Below are 19,044 nucleotides of genomic sequence, written 5' to 3'. Positions count from 1 at the left end.
CGCTGACTGCAGCCCTGCGGGGGACGACCCCCGCGCCCCCAGCCGGAGCCCGTTCGGCCCGCCGCCTCAGAGCCCGAGCCGCCGGTTCCTCAGCTGACTGCAGCCCTGCGGGGGACGACCCCCGCGCCCCCAGCCGGAGCCCGTTCGGCCCGCCGCCTCAGAGCCCGAGCCGCCGGTTCCTCAGCTGGTAGTCGCGCAGCGCCCGCAGGAAGTCGACCTTGCGGAAGGCCGGCCAGTACGCCTCGCAGAAGTAGAACTCGCTGTGCGCGCTCTGCCAGAGCAGGAAGCCGGAGAGCCGCTGCTCGCCCGAGGTGCGGATGATCAGATCCGGGTCGGGCTGGCCGGTGGTGTAGAGGTGCTCGGCGATGTGCTCGACGGAGAGGATCTCGGCCAGCTCCTCGATCGAGGTGCCGCGGCCGGCGTGGTCCTGGAGCAGCGAGCGGACCGCGTCGGCGATCTCGTGCCGGCCGCCGTAGCCGACCGCCACGTTGACCGTGACGCCCCGGATGTGGGCGGTGGCCTGGGCGGCCTGCTTGAGGGTGTCCGCGGTCTGCTGCGGCAGCAGGTCGAGCGCGCCGACCGGGTTGACCTTCCAGCGGCCGTCGGCGGCCAGGCGGCGGACGGTGTCCTCGATGATCCCGAGCAGTGGCACCAGCTCGTCGGCCGGCCGGGAGAGGTTGTCGGTGGAGAGCATCCAGAGGGTGACCACCTGGACGTGGGTCTCGTCGCACCAGCCGAGGAACTCGCTGATCTTGTCGGCCCCGCGCTGGTGGCCGTCGGCCGTCGTCCCGCCGGTCGCCTTCGCCCAGCGGCGGTTCCCGTCGAGGATCACGCCGATGTGGTTCGGGGTGTTGGCGAGGTGGACCTCGACCCGGCGCCCGTACAGCCGGTACGCGTTGTCCAGCAGGGTGCGTAGCCCTGGCGTGCGCTCGACCACGTCGCGCAGACCCATGTCGTACTGCCCCTCCGAGCTCATTACCCCCGGGTGCGAAATCCCCTGGCGCAGCCTACTCCCGTGCCGTGCACGGGAGTAAAGCCGCAGGTACCGAAGGTGTCACAAGCACGTCCCGAAATCGTTCGGATGCGTGTGGTCACGATCACGTCAAGCTCGGACACGGAAAGGTATCCGCTTCCTTAAACGACCCCTAAGCCCGTCGCCGGGTCCTTGACGCCCGGCATTGGTCTAGTCCAGCTTGTGACCCAGGACACGGCGGACCCCACCCGCCGGCCCCCCACAGCACCACTGCGGACCTTCCCTCCCCCACGCGGAGCCGCCGCGACCCCCACCGCGGCGGCTCCCCCTCCTCCCCAGGAGTTCGCACATGGCCCGTACGCTGCAGCAGCCGTCCCACCGGCGCCGGCGCACCACCGTCCCCACCGCCCTCGCGGCCGGCGCCACCGCGCTCGCCCTCGCCGGTACCGGCATGGCCCTGTTCGCGGGCGGCGCCAGCGCGGCGGTCGGCAATCTGGTCGCCAACAGCGGCTTCGAGTCCGGCCTGTCCGGCTGGACCTGTGTCGGCACCGCCCAGGCCGGCGCCCCCGCGCACGCCGGCAGCTCCGCCCTGCGCGCCACGCCGAGCGCCTCGGACACCGCCGAGTGCCGGCAGACCGTCAGCGTGCTCCCCAACTCCAGCTACACGCTGGCCGGCTGGGTCCAGGGCCCGTACGTCTACCTGGGCGCCGGCGGCACCGGCGGCGCCGACCCGAGCACCTGGTCCAGCCAGACCGGCTGGAACCAGCTCAGCTCGACCTTCACCACCGGCGCGAGCACCACCAGCGTCACGGTCTACGTGCACGGCTGGTACGGCCAGGGCGGCTACGGCGCGGACGACATCACGCTGACCGGACCGGGCGGCACCTCCTCGCCCTCGCCCACGGCATCCTCCTCCGCGCCCGCCTCGCCGTCCCCGTCGGTCTCCGCCTCCAGCTCGGCCCCGGCCTCCCCCTCGCCGTCCGCCAGCAGCAGCGCCCCCGCCTCGCCGTCGCCGTCCCCGACCGCGACCTCCACCCAGCCCACCACCGGCCTGCCCAAGCACGCGCTGACCGGCTACTGGCAGAACTTCGACAACGGCGCCACCGTCCAGAAGCTGCGGGACGTGCAGAGCGCGTACGACATCATCGCGGTGTCCTTCGCCGACGCCACCGGCACGGCCGGCGGCATCAGCTTCACCCTGGACCCGGCGCTGGCCACCAAGCTCGGCGGCTACACCGACGCCGACTTCAAGGCCGACATCGCGGCCAAGCACGCGGCCGGCAAGAAGGTCGTGCTCTCGATCGGCGGCCAGAACGGCACCATCACGGTGAACAACTCCACCGCGGCCACCAACTTCGCCAACTCCGCCTACGCGCTGATCCAGCAGTACGGCTTCGACGGCGTCGACATCGACCTGGAGAACGGCGTCGACCCGGTCTACCTGGCGCAGTCGCTGCACACCCTGCAGAGCAAGGTGGGCGCCGGCTTCATCCTGACCATGGCGCCCGAGACCATCGGGATGTACTCGACCTCCGGCAACTACTTCCAGCTGGCGCTGAACACCAAGGACATCCTGACCGTCGTCAACACCCAGTTCTACAACTCGGGCGGTATGAACGGCTGCGACGGCAAGGTCTACACCCAGGGCACCGTCGACTTCATCACCGCCCAGGTCTGCACCCACATCCAGGGCGGCCTGCGTCCGGACCAGGTCGGCATCGGCGTCCCGGCCTCCACCCGCGCGGCGGGCGGCGGCTACGTCAACTCGACCGTGGTCAACAACGCGCTGGACTGCCTGGCCACCGGCACCCACTGCGGCAGCTTCGTCCCGCCGGCCAAGTGGCCGACCATCCGCGGCGCGATGACCTGGTCGACCAACTGGGACGCCGCCAACGGCAACGACTTCTCCACCAACGTGGGCGCCCACGCCCACGCCATGCCGTAACTCCCCCCGGCGCGCCTCCCCTTGAGGGTGGGGCGGACCGCGCCGAACCGGAGCCCGCCCGAGCCGCGACCCCGGCCCGGGCGGGCTCCGGCCGCCCTGGCGCCCCGCTCGCGGCGCCAGGGCGGGTCGGACAAGCCCTAGCCGGCGGCCAGCACCGCGAGCAGGGTGCCGAGCAGCATCCACGGCCCGAGCGGCAGGTCGTCGCGGCGGCCCGCGCGGCGGGCCAGCAGCAGGGCCACCGCCCATACCGCGGCGAGCAGGAAGGTCAGCAGGAAGCCGCCGAACACCGCCCGCCAGCCGTACCAGCCGAGCAGGGCGCCGAGCGAGGGCGCCAGTTTGGCGTCGCCGAGGCCGATCGGCGCGACCAGGGCCAGCAGCAGGTAGCACCCGCCGAGCGCGAGGGCGGCGTACAGGCAGCGCAGCAGGACGCCGCCGCGGTGCTCGGTGAGCGGCAGGAGGGCGGCGGTGCCGAGGGCGAGCGGCAGGGTGAGCGCGTCCGGGAGCCGCTGCACCGCGGCGTCGACGAAGCCGAGCACCACCCCGAACAGGGCGACCCAGACCAGCGGGAGCAGCGGCAGCGGGCCCGGCCGGTGCGCCACCGCACCGATCGCCGCGCCGGTCAGCGCGGCAACCGCCTCGACCAGGGCGACCGGCGGACCGCCGCGGTCGCCGCAGCCGGGGCAGCGGCCGGCCGGGCCGCGCAGTCCGCGGCCGGTGCGGCAGCAGCCGCGCCACGGCTCGCCGGCCGGCACCGCGTACCGGGTGGCGCCCGCCCGCAGCACCGGGGCCGCCAGCAGCCCGACCGCCGCACCCGCCAGTACCCCGGCCCCGAGCACGGTCTCCCCCTCCGTCGACTGGGCCGAGCCTACGGCGGCCGGTGCCTCCCCGGGCGGGTGACCTGTGGCCGATCCCACGTGATGATCCGCGTAACGGCGCCGTAAAGTAGTCGGGTATGCAGGTCATCCAGTCCAGCAAGCTCGCCAATGTCTGCTACGACATCCGCGGCCCGGTGCTCGACGAGGCGATGCGGCTGGAGGACCAGGGCCACCGCATCCTCAAGCTGAACACCGGAAACCCGGCCGCCTTCGGCTTCGAGGCCCCGCCGGAGATCCTCCAGGACATCCTGAAGAACCTCGCCGGGGCGCACGGCTACGGGGATTCCAAGGGGCTGCTCTCCGCCCGCCGCGCGGTGGTGATGCACTACGAGGAGCGCGGGCTGCACGGGCTCTCCGTCGAGGACGTCTTCCTGGGCAACGGTGTCTCCGAGCTGATCCAGCTCGCGATGACGGCCCTGCTGGACGACGGCGACGAGGTGCTCGTCCCCGCGCCCGACTACCCGCTGTGGACGGCCTCGGTCAGCCTGGCCGGCGGCACCGCCGTGCACTACCGCTGCGACGAGCAGTCCGAGTGGTACCCGGACCTGGCGGACATCGAGGCCAAGGTCACCGACCGGACCAGGGCGATCGTGGTGATCAACCCCAACAACCCGACCGGTGCGGTCTACCCCCGCGAGGTGCTGGAGGGGATCGTCGAGATCGCCCGCCGGCACCAGCTGGTGGTCTACGCGGACGAGATCTACGACAAGATCCTCTACGACGACGCCGAGCACGTGCCGCTGGCCACGCTGGCGCCGGACCTCTTCTGCGTCACCTTCAACGGCATGTCCAAGGCCTACCGGGTGGCCGGCTTCCGCTCGGGCTGGATGGTGCTCTCCGGCGACCGGCACCGGGCCCGCAGCTACATCGAGGGCCTGACCGTGCTGGCCTCGATGCGGCTGTGCGCCAACATGCCGGCACAGCACGCGGTGGCGGCGGCGCTCGGCGGCCGGCAGTCGGTCAAGGACCTGCTGCTGCCGGGCGGCCGGCTGCTGGAGTCGCGGGACGCGGCGTACCGGCTGCTGAACGAGATCCCGGGCGTCAGCTGCGTCAAGCCGAAGGGCGCGCTGTACGCGTTCCCGCGGCTCGACCCGCAGGTGTACAAGATCAAGGACGACGCGCAGATGGTGCTCGACCTGCTGCGCTCGCAGCGGATCCTGATCGTCCAGGGCAGCGGCTTCAACTGGCCGGAGCCGGACCACTTCCGCCTGGTCACGCTGCCCCGCGCGGAGGAGATCACCGACGCGGTCACCAGGATCGGCGACTTCCTGGGCGGCTACGTCCAGCCGTAGGCGGCCCGGCCACCACGGCCACCGCGGCCGGCGGCACCACGAACACCGCCGCCCCCGGTCAGGACGGGGGCGGCGGAGGCTCGGATGCGGGCTGCTCAGCCCAGGCGCTTCACCAGGGCGCGGTACTCGTCCCACAGCTCGGTCGGCGTGTGCTCGCCGAAGAGCTCCAGGTGGGACGGGATGAGCCCGGCCTCCTGGCGCCAGATGTCGGCGTCGACGGAGAACAGCAGGTCGAGGTCGGCCGCGGCGATGTCCAGGCCGTCGAGGTCGAAGCCCTCGACGGTCGGCAGCACGCCGATCGGGGTCTCGACGCCCTCGCCCGCACCGTCGAGGCGCTCGACGATCCACTTGAGCACCCGGCTGTTCTCACCGAAGCCCGGCCAGATGAACTGCCCGTCGGCGTTCTTGCGGAACCAGTTGACGTAGTAGATCTTCGGCAGCTTCGCGGCGTCGGCCTGCGCGCCCAGCTTCAGCCAGTGGCCGAAGTAGTCGCCCATGTTGTAGCCGCAGAACGGCAGCATCGCGAACGGGTCGCGGCGCAGCTCGCCGACGGTGCCCTCGGCGGCGGCGGTCTTCTCGGAGGCGACGTTGGCGCCCAGGAAGACGCCGTGCTGCCAGTCGAAGGACTCGGTCACCAGCGGGACGGCGGTGGCGCGGCGGCCGCCGAACAGAATGGCCGAGATCGGCACACCCGCCGGGTCCTCCCACTCCGGGGCGATGGTCGGGCACTGCGAGGCCGGCACCGCGAACCGCGCGTTGGGGTGGGCGGCCGGGGTCCCCGACTGCGGGGTCCAGTCGTTGCCGCGCCAGTCGGTCAGGTGCGCCGGGGGCTCCTCGGTGAGGCCCTCCCACCAGACGTCGCCGTCGTCGGTGAGCGCGACGTTGGTGAAGACGGTGTTGCCCCAGAGGGTCTCGATCGCGTTGGCGTTGGTGTCCACGCCGGTGCCGGGGGCGACGCCGAAGAAGCCGGCCTCCGGGTTGATGGCGTAGAGCCGGCCGTCGGCGCCGAACCGCATCCAGGCGATGTCGTCGCCGATGGTCTCGACCTTCCAGCCCGGGATGGTCGGCTGGAGCATCGCCAGGTTGGTCTTGCCGCAGGCCGACGGGAAGGCCGCGGCCACGTACTTCGCCTCGCCGGCCGGCGGGGTGAGCTTGAGGACGAGCATGTGCTCGGCCAGCCAGCCCTCGTCGCGCGCCATGGTGGAGGCGATCCGCAGCGCGTAGCACTTCTTGCCGAGCAGGGCGTTGCCGCCGTAGCCGGAGCCGAAGGACCAGATCTCGCGGGTCTCCGGGAAGTGCGAGATGTACTTGGTGGTGTTGCACGGCCAGGCCACGTCGGCCTCGCCCTCGGCCAGCGGCGCGCCGACGGTGTGCACGGCCTTGACGAAGTCGCCGTCCTCGCCGAGCTGGTCGATCACGGCCTGGCCCATGCGGGTCATCACGCGCATCGAGACGGCCACGTAGGCGGAGTCGGTGATCTCGACGCCGTAGGCGGCCAGCGGGGAGCCGACCGGGCCCATCGAGAAGGGCACGACGTACATCGTGCGGCCCTTCATCGAGCCCTTGAACAGTCCGTTCGCGCCCGAGAAGATCTCCCGCATCTCGGCGGGGGCCTTCCAGTTGTTGGTCGGGCCGGCGTCCTTCTCCTGCTCGGAGCAGATGTAGGTGCGGTCCTCGACCCGGGCCACGTCCGTCGGGTCCGAGGCGGCGTAGTAGGAGTTCGGGCGCTTCTCGGCGTTGAGCTTGCGGAAGGTGCCCTGGGCGACCAGCAGCTCGGCGAGGCGGAGGTACTCCTCCTCGGAGCCGTCGCACCACTCGATGCGCTCGGGCTGGGTCAGCTCCGCGATCTCGCTCACCCAGGCCAGCAGACGCTTGTGGCGGGTGGGCGCGGATGCGCTGAGAGCAGAGTTCTCGTACGACACGATCGCTCCGTTTCACACCATCTCGGCCAGGAGACGGCATCGCGGGGGTTGAGGGTGGTAGCAGCGTAGCTCCGCCAGGTGCCCCCATTTGGGGCAGAACGGAGCGATCGAGCCGACTTTTAGTACAGTGTGTATATCTACTTGTCAGTAACAAGGCGTTCTCGGCCACCCCTCGGACCGACGACCCCGAGGTCGAACACTCCAGAACGTCTAAAAGTGAGGATCGCCACTTCCTACGGACTAGTAACCTACGGTGCCGTAAGTAGGATGACGGCCATGACAGTGGAGGAGCCCATGACGGCGGAGTCGGCCGAGTCGAGCGTGGTCGAGCTGCTCAAACCCAAGTGGCGCGGCTGGCTGCACGCCGGGATGTTCCCGGCCTCGCTGGCCGCCGGCATCGTGCTGATCTGCCTGGCCGACTCCACCGCCGCCCGGGTGGCCTGCACGGTCTACGCCGCGAGCGCCTGGCTGCTGTTCGGCGTGAGCGCGGTCTACCACCGCTTCGACTGGGGCCCGCGCGGGGACGCGATCCTGCGCCGGCTGGACCACGCGAACATCTTCCTGATCATCGCGGGCAGCTACACCCCGATCACCATCCTGCTCCTGCACGGCACCGCCCAGCAGGTGCTGCTCTGGCTGGTCTGGGGCGGCGCGCTGGCCGGGATCGGCTTCCGGGTGTTCTGGGTCAGCGCCCCGCGCTGGCTCTACACCCCGTGCTACGTGGCGCTCGGCTGGGCCGCGGTGTTCTTCCTGCCGGACTTCCTGCGCGCCGGCGGCGCGGCCGTGGTCACCCTGATCGTGGTCGGCGGGGTGCTCTACACCCTCGGCGGCCTGGTGTACGGGCTGAAGCGGCCGGACCCGTCACCGCGCTGGTTCGGCTTCCACGAGGTGTTCCACGCCTTCACCCTCGGCGCCTTCATCGTGCAGTACGTGGGGATCTCACTGGTCGCGTACAGCGCGGCCGGCTGACACCCGCGCGTCCAACCTCTCCCGGGCCCGACGGCAGCGCTCACAGTGCGCCGCCTCGGGCCCTTCCCCTGCCCAGCGCACGTGCGCCTTGACTTGGAAGCGCACCGCGACGTGCGCCATCACCAGCAGCACCTCGACCGCGGACACCCCCCAGACCAGCCGCGGCCCGCCGAGCAGGTAGCCGACCACCACCGCGAGGGCGGCGGCCACCGCCAGCACCGTGCCCCAGAACTGCGTACGCCTGATCGCCATCGGCACCTCTCCGCCGTATGACCGTGGACCGGAACATCTCCCCACCCAAGGTGACATCCGCACCACGCTCCGGGGCGAACGGGGGATCAACGCAGCATCAATTAAATGTGCGGGAGCGGAAGGGTGCACATTGACACCCACCACCTTTTGAGAGCTACTGTCATTTGACACCAACTCCTGGAGGTCCGTCCGCCATGCCTGCCGCTGTGCCAGCCCCCGCGCCTGCTCCCGCACCTGCCGCCCCCGATCCGCGCCGCTGGCTCGCCCTGGTCGCGGTCGCCCTCAGCGTCCTGGTGATCAGCTTCGACCTGACGATCCTCAACGTCGCCCTGCCGACCCTGGCCGCCGACCTGCACGCCGACACCGGCCGGCAGCAGTGGATCGTCGACGCCTACACCGTGGTGTTCGCCGCCGCGATGCTCCCGGCCGGCCTGCTCGGCGACCGGATCGGCCGCCGTCGCACCCTGACCGTCGGCCTGGCGCTGTTCGGCCTCGCGTCCGCGGTCGGCATGCTCGCCGACAGCCCCGGCACGGTGATCGCGGCCCGCACGGCGATGGGCCTGGCCGCCGCCCTGGTGATGCCGATGTCCCTGGCAGTGATCCCGGGCCTGTTCCCGGCCGCCGAGCAGCGTCGGGCCACCGCCGTGCTGTCCACCGCGCTGGCCGTCGGGATGCCGTTCGGGCCGCTGCTCGGCGGGCTGCTGCTCCAGCACTACTGGTGGGGCTCGATCTTCCTGATCAACCTGCCGCTGGTGGCGGTCGGGATCGCGGCCTGCCTGGTGCTGCTCCCCGAATCCCGGGACCCGGCCGCGCCCCGGATCGACCTGCTCGGCGCCGTGCTCGGCGCGGGCGGGCTGGCCGCCCTCACCTACGGCATCATCGAGGGCCCCGGCCGCGGCTGGTCGAACCCGCTGGTGCTGGGCATGCTCGTCGGCTCGGTGTCGGCGATCACCGCACTGGTCCTGCGCAGCCGCGGACGCCGGCATCCGATGCTGGACCTGACCCTGCTGGCCGACCCGGTGTTCCGCTGGTCGGCGGTGGCCGCGACGCTGGTCTCGATCGTGCTGTTCGGCGCCTTCTTCGTGCTCCCGCTCTACTTCCAGAGCGTGCTGGGCACCGACGCCTTCGGCACCGGCCTGCGGCTGATGCCGATGATGGGCGGCCTGCTGGTGGCCGCCCGGCTGGGCGAGCGGCTGGTCGCCCGGTTCGGCCCGCGCGGGGTCATCACGGCCGGGCTCGCCGTGCTGGCCGCCGCCCTGCTGCTGGGCAGCCGCACCACCCCGGCGGACGGCTACGGCTTCGCCGCCCTGTGGCTCCCGCTGGTCGGCGCCGGCATGGGGCTGGCCATCATCACCGCCACCGGCTCCGCGCTGCTCACCCTGCCGCCGCACCGGGCCGGCGTCGGCTCCGGTCTGATCCAGACCCTGCGGCAGGTCGGCGGCGCGATCGGGGTGGCCGCCTTCGGCAGCGTGCTGGCCGCGGGCTACCGGGGCGCACTGGACACCGCGGGCCTGCCGGCCGCCGCCGCGGACACCGCCGGACAGTCGGTGGTGGCCGCCGATTCGCTCGCCGCCACGCTGGGCGAGTCCGCCCTCGCCAGCTCCGCGCACGCCGCGTACGTGCACGGCATGGACTCCGTGCTGCTCGCGGCCGGGCTGCTGGCGATCCTGTCGGCCGTGCTGATCGCGGCCCGGATGCCGGACCCGGCCGGTGCGCTGCGCCCCGCACCGGCTCCCGGGGAGGTCACAGAGGTAGCAGAATCGTCGGTATGACCCACACGCCCAGCGCCCCCGCCGCCCCCGCCTCCACCGTGGAGGCGCTGACCGAGGCGCCGCTGTCGCTGCGCGAGCGCAAGAAGCTGAAGACCCGCCAGACCGTCCGCCGGGAGGCGTTCCGGCTGTTCGCCGAACAGGGCTACGAGAACACCACGGTGGACCAGATCGCGGCCGCCGCCGAGGTCTCCCCCTCCACCTTCTTCCGCTACTTCGCCACCAAGGAGGACCTGGTCCTCACCGACGAGTACGACCCGGTCATGGCCGCCGCGCTGAAGGCCCGCCCGGCGGACGAGCCGCTGCTGGTCTCCGGGCGGACGGTGATGGTCGGCCTGCTGCGCCGGATCGTCGGGCGGGACCGCGAGGAGATCCTGGCCCGGATGCGGATCGCCCTGGCCGTCCCGGCGCTGCGGGCCAGGATGACCGAGTCCTCGGCCCAGCCCAAGCAGCTGCTGCTGGACGTGATGACCGAGCGGTCCGGCCTGGCCGAGCCGACGCTGGAGATGCGGATCGCCACCGCGGCGTTCGCCGCGGTGGCGGTGGAGACCTCGGTCTACTGGGCCGAGCGGGGCGGCCGGGACGATCTCGCCGACCTGCTCGACCGCGCGTTGGAGCACCTGGGGAGCGGCCTGGCCGGCTGAGCGCCCGGCCGCTCCCGTCCGTCGGTGGCGCCCGCTAGCCGCGCCCGCCGCCCGCCGCGGACCGCCGGCGGACCGCCAGCCCGAGGCCGGCCAACGCGGTCGCGCCGAGCGCCGCGCCAGCCGACAGCAGCGGCAGCCGGCCACCCGCCGGCCGGGCGGCCGCCGCCTCGAAGCCACCGCCGGCGCCCGCCCGGTCGTAGGCGCTGCCGGGCAGCTTGTCGCCGTACCGCTGGTGCACCAGCTGCTGGTACGCCGCCAGGCTCACCCCTGCGGCCCCCACCGAGCGGCGGGCGTCCTCGTCGAGCGGCAGCACCCGGCCGTCGCGCAGCACGTACCAGGCGTCCAGCTGCGGTTCGCGGAAGGCGGTGCCGCCGCCGCTGGCGGCCGCCATCGCCGGGTACTCGGTCTCGTCGCCGCCGGTGGCGATGTTCACCACCCGCCAGCCGCTGCCCGCCCGGACGGACCAGAGCGAGGCGCTCTGCCCGTCGGCCGAGACCGCCCGGCTGGCGACGAAGTCGGCCGAGGCCACCGGGGCACCGGCCGTCCCGGCCACGAAGTCCCGGTCCAGGGTGAACACGGCCACGGTGTCGCCGACCAGCCGCGGCGCGGCCAGGTCCGCGGCCCGCGCCTCGTCGGCCGGGCCGATCGCCGCCCGCTGGGTGGGCGGGACGCCCTTGCGGGCGAAGAAGTGCCCCAGCTGGTCGAGCACGGCGGGGGCCAGGGCGGCACTGCGGGCGGCCGCCAGGTCGGCGGGCGCCACCGGTGCCGGGGCGCTCGCCGGGGTGCCGGCCGCCAGGGCCAGCGGGGCGGCGGCCAGCACCAGGCCCGCGGTGAGGACGGCGCAGGCCGGGGCCCGCCGGAGGTTCTTCCGGTTGTCGGTCATGGCTGTCTCCTCACGCGCCGATCCGGTACAGGGAGTGGGTCCAGGAGAAGGAGCTGTTGCTGACGTAGTACGCGTAGTCCGCCCAGTTGTAGCGGGAGCTGGACGGCCACGGGTCGCCCCAGTAGACCCAGTTGCTGCCCACGTCGTAGCCGTAGATCAGCTGCATGTGGCCGCCGCCCGAGCTCCACTCGATCCGGGTCTCGATCGGCCGGTTGGCGTCGATCTCGGTCTGCACCGTGCTGTAGCGCAGGTAACCCGTCACGTAGGAACCCGGGTTGATGCCGATCCAGTTCAGCGCGGTCTGCACGTTGCCCAGCGTGGCCTGGTTGTTGGGGCAGCTGGAGTTGATCGACCGGTTGAACGCGGCGTTGCAGAACTGGTTCTGGGTGTAGCTGTAGCCGAAGTACGCGGCCACCGTGTTGCCGCTGCCGGCCCAGCACCAGTTGCTCTGCTGCTGTTGCTGCATGGTGATGTTGAGCTTGCGCCAGGTGGCGCTCTGGGCGGCCGGACCGGTGGGGGCGGTCGAGCCGGGGGCTTCGGGGGCGCGGAGGCCGACGCCGGGGGCGTGCGGGTCGACGCCCGGGGTGAGGGCGCCGGCCGGGGTGGCCGCGGCCACCGTCAGGGCCGGCGCCAGGATGCCCAGCGCGATCGCGGCGACCGCGCGGCGCAGGCGTGTCCGGGGTGTTGGCATGGGGGATCTCCTCCTTGCGGCTACGCAGGAGTGGGGATGTGGGGGTTGCCGCGTCCGGACGCGTTGGGAGAGAGCATCGGCCCGTTGACACCCCATGGTCAACGGGCCCGGACAGCACGGGCGCGACGGTGTGAACGACCGCACCGGGGTGTGAACGCGAACGCTCCGACCAGCAGCGATGACCGGGCCCGGTGACAACTCGGGCCCCAGGTGTGAATATTCACGCTTCTTTGGGAGGCAGCCATGCACCGGACCGTCCAACCCGAGCTCGCCACCGCCCTGCGCACGGGCCCGTTCCATCTCGCGCTGCGGACCGCGATCGCCGCCCGGGGCCTGGCCCTGCACCGCGTGCGGCAGCACCTGGCCCAGCGCGGTGTGCAGGTCGGGGTGACCAGCCTCAGCTACTGGCAGCAGGGCCACCGGCGGCCCGAGCGGCCCGAGTCGCTGCGCGCGGTGCAGGCGCTGGAGGAAGTACTCGACCTCCCCTCGCACTCGCTCACCCGGCTGCTCGGCCCCCGGCAGAGCGCCGAACCGTCACCGGCCGGGCCGCCCACCCGCCCGTACCGGGACCTGATCGGCCCGGCCGAGGCGGTCGACGGCCTGCTCGCCACCATCGCCGGGCCGCCCGGCACCGGGCTGCACACCGTCACCCACATCGAGCGGATCAGCATCGGCGCGGACCGCAGACAGGCCCGGCGCAGCTCGCAGCACGTCCTGCGGGCCCACCGCGACGGCATCGACCGCTACCTGGCGATCTACCAGGGCGACCCGGGCTGCGACATCACCCGGGTCACCCTGCGGGCCGAGGAGAACTGCCGCCCCGGCCGGGTCCGGCGCGACCCGGCGGCCGGCCTGCTGGTCGCCGAACTCCTGCTGGACCGGCGGCTGCGGACCGGCGACACCCACCTGCTCGGCTACGGCTTCGAGGACGCGCCCGGCCCGGAGCCGAGCGGCGAGTACGTCCGCGGCTTCAACGCCGGCGCCGGCCAGTACGTGCTGCAGGTCGCCTTCCACCCGGACGCGCTGCCGGTGCGCTGCCACCGCTTCAGCAGCCGCACGCCGGGCGGCCGCCCGTACGAGACCGAGGAGCTGACCGTGGACGGCCACCACCGCGTCCACCTGGTGGCCGGCGGGGTGCCGCCCTGCATCCTGGGCATCCGCTGGGACTGGGAGTAGCGCCCGGTCCAGGTCCCGGGCCAGGTCCAGGGCTAGGCCCCGGGCCCGGCCGGCTTCAGGTCCAGCACCAGGCAGTCCTCCACCGGCCGGTAGCCGAGCCGCTGGTAGAGCGCGTTGCTGGTCGGGTTGGCCAGGTCGGTGTAGAGCAGCACCTGGGCCGCGCCCTCGGCCAGCGCGTGCGCCGAGCCGGCCGCGACCAGCGCGCCCGCGTAGCCCCGGCCGCGCAGACCGGGCGGGGTGTAGACCGGGCCGATCCGGGACATCCCGGCGATCACCGGGCCGACCCCGGCGAGCGAGACCGGGCGGCCGTCGTCCTCCCAGACGTGCAGCTCGCCCCCGGCGGTCCGCCGGTCGACCTGCGCGCCGGTGTCGGCCGGCTGCTGGACCCCGGCCTCCGCGGAGAACTCCTCGATCCAGCGGATCAGCAGCTCGCGGTCGGCGGCCGCCGCGCGCCGGGCCCGGCCACGCGGGCCGGGGTCGGGCGGCGCCAACTCGCCGAGCCGGTGCAGCCGTTCCTCGGCGTGCACCGAGGTGACCGTGCCGGCCAGCCGCTGCCAGGCCTCGGCGAACGCGGCGGCGGCCGGCGCCCCGCCGCTGACCCGGTCCGGCCGGGCACCGTCCGCGTGCAGCGTCCGGGCCAGTTCGGCCGCGGCGGCGGCCGGCATCGGGCCGAGCCGGGGCCCGAACGGCGGGGTCCGGACGAAGGCCCCGGCGACCGGTGCCCCCGCCTCGGGCCGCCACCAGCCGTACTGCGGCGGCTGATCGCCGAAGACGTGCGGGCCGTCGCGTCCGAGGCGCTCGCACAGCGAGAGCAGCACGGTGCTCTCGGCCGGCCTGGCGGCGATGAACTCCCCTGCCCGCGCCAGGAATTGGTCCAGTGATTCGGTCAGGCTCCAGGTCATGGCACCGATCCTGGCCGAAGCCTGCGCGCGGCGCACCCGGATTGCGGCGGATCCGGATCGCGGCGGATCCGGATCGCGCCGCACCCGGCGGCGCTCAGCCCTCCGCGCGGGCCCCCACCCGGGCGGCCAGGTCGGCCGGCTCCGCCGTCGGGGCGTCGCAGCTGAAGTGGCGGCAGACGTACGCGGCGGGCCGCCCGCCCAGCAGCGGGCGGTCGGCGAGCAGCGGGATCTCGGACGGGCCGGGCGCGCCGAGCGCGACCACCGCGCCGGGGGCGGTGGCCAGCAGCGCGGTGCGGTGCAGGGCGGCGGTGGCCGGGTCGTCGGCCGGGCCGACCACCGCGATCTCGCGCGGCCCGTCCAGCAGCGCCTCGGCGACCGCGAGGCCCCAGCCGATGAACCGGGGCGCCTTCGAAGCCAGCGCCCCCACGATGCCGAGCGCCCGTTCGGCGGCGGTGCGGTGGCGCTCGCTGCCGGTGTACGCGGCGTACCCGAGCAGCGCGCCGGCCGCCGCCGTCCAGCCGGACGGGGTGGCGTTGTCGGTCGGGTCCTGCGGGCGGCGGATCAGTTGCTCGGCGTCGTCGGCGGTGTCGTAGAGCGCGCCCGAGTCCGGGTCCAGGAAGTGCGCCAGCACGGTGTCCAGCAGGCCGCCGGCCAGGTCGAGCCAGGAGCTCTCGCCGGTGACGGCGTACAGCGCGAGGAAGCCCTCGGCGGTGTCGGCGTAGTCCTCCAGCACCCCGGCGTTGGCGCCGGGCCGGCCGTCCCGGGAGGTGCGCAGCAGCCGGCCCTCGGGCGTGAGGTGGACGGCGAGCAGCAGGTCGGCGGCGCGCTCGGCGGCCTCGACCAGGTCCGGGCGGCCGAGCAGCGCCCCGGTCTCGGCGAGGGCGGCGATGGCCAGGCCGTTCCAGGCGGCGACCACCTTGTCGTCCCGGGCGGGGGCGGGGCGCTCGGCCCGGGCGGCCAGCAGCCGGGTGCGGATCCGCTCGAAGGCCTCGGGGTCGGCGGGGTCGCGCGGCAGCTGGAGGACGGAGCTGCCGTGCTCGAAGGTGCCGGTCACCTCGAAGAGCTCGACGGCGAGCGCGCCGTCCTCGGCGCCGAGCACGGCGGTGAGCTGCTCGGGCGTCCAGGCGTAGTAGGCGCCCTCGGCGGACTTCCCGGTGGCCTCGTCCAGCGAGTCGGCGTCCAGCGCGGAGGCGAACGCGCCCTCGGGGGTGCGCAGTTCGCGCAGCAGGAAGTCGGCGGTGGCCAGCGCGGTGCGGCGGGCCTGCTCGCCGCCGGTGGTGCGCCACAGGTGCAGGTAGGCGCGCAGCAACAGGGCGTTGTCGTAGAGCATCTTCTCGAAGTGCGGGACCACCCAGTCCGCGTCCACCGAGTAGCGGGCGAAGCCGCCGCCGAGCTGGTCGTTGATGCCGCCGCGGGCCATCGCGCCGCAGGTGCGTTCCGCCATCTCCAGCGCCGCCTCGGAGCCGGTCCTGGCGTGGTGGCGGAGCAGGAACTCGACCACCATGGCCGGCGGGAACTTGGGGGCGCCGCCGAAGCCGCCGCGCTTGTCGTCGAAGCTGCGGCCGAGCCCCAGCAGGGCCTGGTGCAGGTCGGCCTCGGCCGGCGGGTGGTGGGCGCCGGCGCCGTAGACCGAGGCGCGTTCGGCGAGTTCGGCCCGGATCCGGGCGGCGACCTCGCCGACCTCGTCCCGGCGGTCCCGCCAGGCGGCGGTGACGCCCTCCAGCACCTGCCGGAAGCCCGGCATGCCGTGCCGGGGCTGGGGCGGGAAGTAGGTGCCGAAGTAGAACGGCTCCTTGTCGGGGGTCAGGAAGACCGTCATCGGCCAGCCGCCCTGGCCGGTGGCCGCCTGGACAGCCTCCATGTAGACGGCGTCCACGTCCGGCCGCTCCTCGCGGTCCACCTTCACCGCGACGTAGTGCTCGTTGGCGTACGCGGCCACGGCCTCGTCCTCGAAGGACTCGTGGGCCATCACATGGCACCAGTGGCAGGCCGCGTACCCGACGCTCAGCAGCACCGGCACGCCGCGCCGGCGCGCCTCCTCGAAGGCCTCGGGGCCCCAGGGCCACCAGTCCACCGGGTTCTCGGCGTGCTGCAGCAGGTACGGCGAGGTCGCGTCCGCGAGACGGTTCGGCATGCCCCCATCCTTGCGCATCGGCCCGGCCCGGAGGCGGAGGCCGGACGCCCGCGGGGCCGCTACTCCTTGGGGGTCTCGGGCTCCTCGACGAAGTCGATCTTCTTGAACCGGGTGTTCATCGACTTCAGCAGGAACCAGGTGGCCACGCCGAGGGCGGCGAAGACGACGAAGCCCAGCAGGCCGGGGGTCACCTTGGTCTCGTCCAGGGCGAGCCCGGTGGCGAGGTGGGTGAGGTTCATCGGGGTACTCATCTCTCCATGGTGACCCGGCCCTACACGGGCCGGGTCACCGGGGTGGTGCGTGTCGTGCGGGTGCGGCTACTTGCGCAGGCCGGCGAAGAGGTCGTCCTCGGGGAGGTCGGTGTCGATGCGCGACTTGGCGAGCTCGTAGTCCTCGGTCGGCCAGACCTCCCGCTGGACGTCCAGCGGAACGCGGAACCACGGGCCGTCCGGGTCGATCTGGGTGGCGTGCGCGATCAGCGCCTTGTCCCGGATCTCGAACCAGTCGTCGCACTTCACCCGGGTGGTGATCTCGCGCTCGGCGCGGCCGCTCTTCTCCCAGCCCTCGATCCACTCGCCGTACGGGGAGTCGATGCCGTGCTCGGTGAGGTAGGCGTGCAGGGCGCGGATCCGGCCCATCGGGAAGCCGTGGTTGTAGTACAGCTTCAGCGGCTGCCAGGGCTCGCCGGCCTCCGGGTAGGCCGCCGGGTCGCCGGCCGCCTCGAAGGCCACCATGGAGATCTTGTGGGTCATGATGTGGTCGGGGTGCGGGTAGCCGCCGTTCTCGTCGTACGTGGTGATCACGTGCGGGCGGAACTCGCGGATCAGCTTCACCAGCGCGCCCGCGGCCTCGTCCACGTCCTGGAGCGCGAAGCAGCCCTCCGGGAGCGGCGGCAGCGGGTCGCCCTCGGGCAGGCCCGAGTCGACGTAGCCCAGCCAGGCCTGGTCGACGCCGAGGATCTCGCGCGCCGCGTCCATCTCCTTGCGGCGCACCTCGTGGATGTTCTCCTCGACCCACGCGTCCCCCTGGAGCTTGGGGTTGAGGATGGAACCGCGTTCCCCCCCGGTGCAGGTGGCGACCAGGACGTCCACCCCTTGGGACACGTACATGGCCATGGTCGCCGCGCCCTTGCTGGACTCGTCGTCCGGGTGCGCGTGTACCGCCATCAGTCGCAACTGCTCAGTCAACGCCTGGTTCCTTCCAGGTATGTCCGGTTCGTCGGGCGACTCCCCCGCCGCCGTTGGCGCGGACGTGCCCCTCCTATAGTGACGGACCGGAGGGCCCGTCGATTCCCGCTGCCGACCTAGGGCCCCTCAGCGAAAGGACCGAGCCAGCCATGGCCCCCAGTACCAGGACCACCCCGGGCGTGCCCGAGGGCCGCTACAGCCGGCGCACCGACCAGGAGGCGGACCGCAGGCTGCGGATCGCGGCGGTGGTCTGCGGCGTGCTGTTCCTGGGCCTGTTCGGCTGGCTGGGCGCCTCGTACCTGCTGCGCGAGACCACCATGAACGCCACCGTGCCGACCTTCGAGTCGGTCTCCGACAGCGAGCTGCAGTTCCAGCTGTCGGTGAGCAAGAGCGAGGGCACCGCGGGGTCGTGCACGGTCCGCTCGCAGGGCGCGGACGGCTCGGTGGTCGGCCTGTCCGACTTCCCGGTGCCCGCGGCGGGCGACCGCTACAGCGCGGTGGTCACGCTGCGCACCACCGCCCGCGGGACCACCGCCGAGGTACTGGGCTGCACTCCGGCGAGGTGAACGCGGCCCGGCGGGCGGTCTTTGCGCAACTCACCCGTTCGGGCGCATATTCGAGGAGTCGGACGGGAACCAGACCGGGGAGTCCGGGCCACCCCGGCGCAACCGCGCGTTAACGCTCCGTCGATCGCCCTCCCACCGGGAGGCGGAAATTGTTAGGCTCGTGGTTTCGCCCCTTCCCGGCCGCCGGCTCGGAAGCGGGCGTTGCTTTGTAGTACGCCCGATATCGCCACCTGCTGACGAAAAACCCTCAGCACCGCCCAGCACCGACGAGGAGCACCTGTGACCCAGACCAGCGATGACGTGACCTGGCTCACTCAGGCCCATTACGACCAGCTGAAGACCGAGCTGGAGTACCTGACCGGCCCGTGGCGCGTCGAGATCGCCCAGAAGATCGAGGCGGCCCGCGAGGAAGGTGACCTCAAGGAGAACGCCGGTTACCACGCGGCCAAGGAGGAGCAGGGCAAGACCGAGGCCCGGATCCGCCAGCTGACCCAGCTCCTGGAGCGCGCCAAGGTCGGGGAGGCCCCGGCCGACTCCGGCGTGGTGGCCCCCGGCATGCTGGTGACGGTCGCCTTCGACGGCGACCCGGAGGACACCATGGAGTTCCTGCTGGCCTCCCGCGAGGTGACCGACGACGCGCTCGACGTCTACTCGCCGCAGTCCCCGCTCGGCCGCGGCATCAACGGCAAGAAGGTCGGCGCGGACGCCACCTACGAGCTGCCGAACGGCAAGAAGGCCACCGTGAAGATCCTGGAGGCCAAGCCGTACAACGGCTGACCGCACGGACCTGCCGAAGCGGCCGCGACCCCTGGGGTCACGGCCGCTTCGGCGTTCGGGCCGCCGCCCTGCCTACCCGACCGCGGA

18 protein-coding genes are annotated in these 19,044 nt (G+C 73.1%); 8 read left to right on the top strand and 10 right to left on the bottom strand.

Translation table 11 applies throughout. The features are described 5' to 3' along the window. Nucleotides 1-157: 157 nt before the first annotated feature. On the bottom strand, nt 158-952 hold the full coding sequence (locus tag AB0K43_RS18040) for an isoprenyl transferase (RefSeq protein WP_363640773.1): 795 nt from the start codon (nt 950-952) through the stop codon (nt 158-160). A 370-nt stretch (nt 953-1,322) separates the two neighbouring features. Here AB0K43_RS18040 and AB0K43_RS18035 point away from each other — a divergent pair, with 370 nt between their 5' ends. Continuing rightward, nucleotides 1,323-2,918: a glycosyl hydrolase family 18 protein gene (locus AB0K43_RS18035; RefSeq protein WP_363640763.1), complete on the top strand. Its 1,596-nt coding sequence runs from the start codon at nt 1,323-1,325 to the stop codon at nt 2,916-2,918. A 137-nt stretch (nt 2,919-3,055) separates the two neighbouring features. Here the strand turns inward: AB0K43_RS18035 and AB0K43_RS18030 are convergent, their stop codons facing one another. Further along, nucleotides 3,056-3,754: an A24 family peptidase gene (locus AB0K43_RS18030; RefSeq protein WP_363640761.1), complete on the bottom strand. Its 699-nt coding sequence runs from the start codon at nt 3,752-3,754 to the stop codon at nt 3,056-3,058. 116 nt (nt 3,755-3,870) lie between these two features. On the opposite strand from AB0K43_RS18030, the gene AB0K43_RS18025 reads away from it, so the two are divergent. After that, nucleotides 3,871-5,085: a pyridoxal phosphate-dependent aminotransferase gene (locus tag AB0K43_RS18025; RefSeq protein ID WP_363640759.1), complete on the top strand. Its 1,215-nt coding sequence runs from the start codon at nt 3,871-3,873 to the stop codon at nt 5,083-5,085. A gap of 95 nt (nt 5,086-5,180) precedes the next feature. Here the strand turns inward: AB0K43_RS18025 and AB0K43_RS18020 are convergent, their stop codons facing one another. After that, nucleotides 5,181-7,007, bottom strand: a complete 1,827-nt coding sequence (locus tag AB0K43_RS18020; RefSeq protein WP_363640757.1) for a phosphoenolpyruvate carboxykinase (GTP) — start codon at nt 7,005-7,007, stop codon at nt 5,181-5,183. A gap of 276 nt (nt 7,008-7,283) precedes the next feature. On the opposite strand from AB0K43_RS18020, the gene AB0K43_RS18015 reads away from it, so the two are divergent. Next, complete coding sequence (locus tag AB0K43_RS18015; protein WP_363640756.1) at nt 7,284-7,976, top strand: hemolysin III family protein; 693 nt, start codon at nt 7,284-7,286, stop codon at nt 7,974-7,976. Here AB0K43_RS18015 and AB0K43_RS18010 read toward each other — a convergent pair. Next, the gene (locus tag AB0K43_RS18010; protein ID WP_363640754.1) at nt 7,947-8,228 is read right to left on the bottom strand and encodes a hypothetical protein; all 282 of its coding nucleotides are present in this window, start codon (nt 8,226-8,228) and stop codon (nt 7,947-7,949) included. The two genes, AB0K43_RS18015 and AB0K43_RS18010, sit on opposite strands and share 30 nt — an antisense overlap. Before the next feature lie 206 nt (nt 8,229-8,434). Between AB0K43_RS18010 and AB0K43_RS18005 the strand changes: the two genes are divergently transcribed. Both AB0K43_RS18005 and AB0K43_RS18000 read left to right on the top strand, forming a co-directional pair. Then, the gene (locus tag AB0K43_RS18005; protein WP_363640752.1) at nt 8,435-10,000 is read left to right on the top strand and encodes an MFS transporter; all 1,566 of its coding nucleotides are present in this window, start codon (nt 8,435-8,437) and stop codon (nt 9,998-10,000) included. Then, a complete protein-coding gene (locus AB0K43_RS18000; protein ID WP_363640750.1) occupies nt 9,997-10,641 on the top strand; it encodes a TetR family transcriptional regulator in 645 nt (214 codons plus the stop codon). The genes AB0K43_RS18005 and AB0K43_RS18000 overlap by 4 nt, the downstream gene beginning before the upstream one ends. A gap of 34 nt (nt 10,642-10,675) precedes the next feature. Here the strand turns inward: AB0K43_RS18000 and AB0K43_RS17995 are convergent, their stop codons facing one another. Both AB0K43_RS17995 and AB0K43_RS17990 read right to left on the bottom strand, forming a co-directional pair. Then, a complete protein-coding gene (locus tag AB0K43_RS17995; RefSeq protein ID WP_363640748.1) occupies nt 10,676-11,524 on the bottom strand; it encodes a hypothetical protein in 849 nt (282 codons plus the stop codon). 10 nt (nt 11,525-11,534) lie between these two features. Next, nucleotides 11,535-12,215, bottom strand: a complete 681-nt coding sequence (locus AB0K43_RS17990) for a papain-like cysteine protease family protein (protein WP_363640746.1) — start codon at nt 12,213-12,215, stop codon at nt 11,535-11,537. 243 nt (nt 12,216-12,458) lie between these two features. Here AB0K43_RS17990 and AB0K43_RS17985 point away from each other — a divergent pair, with 243 nt between their 5' ends. Continuing rightward, on the top strand, nt 12,459-13,391 hold the full coding sequence (locus tag AB0K43_RS17985; protein ID WP_363640744.1) for a hypothetical protein: 933 nt from the start codon (nt 12,459-12,461) through the stop codon (nt 13,389-13,391). A gap of 32 nt (nt 13,392-13,423) precedes the next feature. Here AB0K43_RS17985 and AB0K43_RS17980 read toward each other — a convergent pair whose 3' ends face one another. The 4 genes from AB0K43_RS17980 to mca form a co-directional block, all read right to left on the bottom strand. Next, nucleotides 13,424-14,293, bottom strand: coding sequence for a GNAT family N-acetyltransferase (locus AB0K43_RS17980; protein WP_363640742.1), 870 nt, complete (start codon nt 14,291-14,293; stop codon nt 13,424-13,426). A gap of 94 nt (nt 14,294-14,387) precedes the next feature. Further along, nucleotides 14,388-16,427, bottom strand: a complete 2,040-nt coding sequence (locus AB0K43_RS17975; RefSeq protein ID WP_363640740.1) for a thioredoxin domain-containing protein — start codon at nt 16,425-16,427, stop codon at nt 14,388-14,390. Between the two features lie 59 nt (nt 16,428-16,486). Beyond that, the gene (locus tag AB0K43_RS17970; RefSeq protein WP_350637080.1) at nt 16,487-16,678 is read right to left on the bottom strand and encodes a hypothetical protein; all 192 of its coding nucleotides are present in this window, start codon (nt 16,676-16,678) and stop codon (nt 16,487-16,489) included. A gap of 66 nt (nt 16,679-16,744) precedes the next feature. Continuing rightward, nucleotides 16,745-17,614, bottom strand: a complete 870-nt coding sequence (mca, locus tag AB0K43_RS17965; RefSeq protein WP_363640738.1) for a mycothiol conjugate amidase Mca — start codon at nt 17,612-17,614, stop codon at nt 16,745-16,747. A 149-nt stretch (nt 17,615-17,763) separates the two neighbouring features. On the opposite strand from mca, the gene AB0K43_RS17960 reads away from it, so the two are divergent. Then, nucleotides 17,764-18,180 (top strand): DUF4307 domain-containing protein, encoded by a 417-nt coding sequence (locus AB0K43_RS17960; protein WP_363640736.1) that lies wholly within the window; start codon nt 17,764-17,766, stop codon nt 18,178-18,180. A gap of 279 nt (nt 18,181-18,459) precedes the next feature. Then, a complete protein-coding gene (greA, locus tag AB0K43_RS17955; protein ID WP_363640734.1) occupies nt 18,460-18,957 on the top strand; it encodes a transcription elongation factor GreA in 498 nt (165 codons plus the stop codon). Nucleotides 18,958-19,044 lie beyond the last annotated feature (87 nt).

Origin of the sequence: Kitasatospora sp. NPDC049258, from assembly GCF_040678895.1 — a bacterium.
In the GTDB taxonomy this organism is placed as follows: Bacteria; Actinomycetota; Actinomycetes; order Streptomycetales; family Streptomycetaceae; genus Kitasatospora.
The sequence above is the reverse complement of the archived record's forward strand: the minus strand, read 5'-3'. Positions and strand labels throughout refer to the sequence as shown.

What these genes read in the sequence shown, in the direction of transcription:
- AB0K43_RS18040 (WP_363640773.1), bottom strand. Translation starts at nt 952, where the DNA reads ATGGGTCTGCGCGACGTGGTCGAGCGCACGCCAGGGCTACGCACCCTG.
- AB0K43_RS18035 (WP_363640763.1), top strand. Translation starts at nt 1,323, where the DNA reads ATGGCCCGTACGCTGCAGCAGCCGTCCCACCGGCGCCGGCGCACCACC.
- AB0K43_RS18025 (WP_363640759.1), top strand. Translation starts at nt 3,871, where the DNA reads ATGCAGGTCATCCAGTCCAGCAAGCTCGCCAATGTCTGCTACGACATC.
- AB0K43_RS18015 (WP_363640756.1), top strand. Translation starts at nt 7,284, where the DNA reads ATGACAGTGGAGGAGCCCATGACGGCGGAGTCGGCCGAGTCGAGCGTG.
- AB0K43_RS18010 (WP_363640754.1), bottom strand. Translation starts at nt 8,228, where the DNA reads ATGGCGATCAGGCGTACGCAGTTCTGGGGCACGGTGCTGGCGGTGGCC.
- AB0K43_RS18000 (WP_363640750.1), top strand. Translation starts at nt 9,997, where the DNA reads ATGACCCACACGCCCAGCGCCCCCGCCGCCCCCGCCTCCACCGTGGAG.
- AB0K43_RS17995 (WP_363640748.1), bottom strand. Translation starts at nt 11,524, where the DNA reads ATGACCGACAACCGGAAGAACCTCCGGCGGGCCCCGGCCTGCGCCGTC.
- AB0K43_RS17990 (WP_363640746.1), bottom strand. Translation starts at nt 12,215, where the DNA reads ATGCCAACACCCCGGACACGCCTGCGCCGCGCGGTCGCCGCGATCGCG.
- AB0K43_RS17985 (WP_363640744.1), top strand. Translation starts at nt 12,459, where the DNA reads ATGCACCGGACCGTCCAACCCGAGCTCGCCACCGCCCTGCGCACGGGC.
- AB0K43_RS17980 (WP_363640742.1), bottom strand. Translation starts at nt 14,293, where the DNA reads ATGACCTGGAGCCTGACCGAATCACTGGACCAATTCCTGGCGCGGGCA.
- AB0K43_RS17975 (WP_363640740.1), bottom strand. Translation starts at nt 16,427, where the DNA reads ATGCCGAACCGTCTCGCGGACGCGACCTCGCCGTACCTGCTGCAGCAC.
- AB0K43_RS17970 (WP_350637080.1), bottom strand. Translation starts at nt 16,678, where the DNA reads ATGAGTACCCCGATGAACCTCACCCACCTCGCCACCGGGCTCGCCCTG.
- AB0K43_RS17960 (WP_363640736.1), top strand. Translation starts at nt 17,764, where the DNA reads ATGGCCCCCAGTACCAGGACCACCCCGGGCGTGCCCGAGGGCCGCTAC.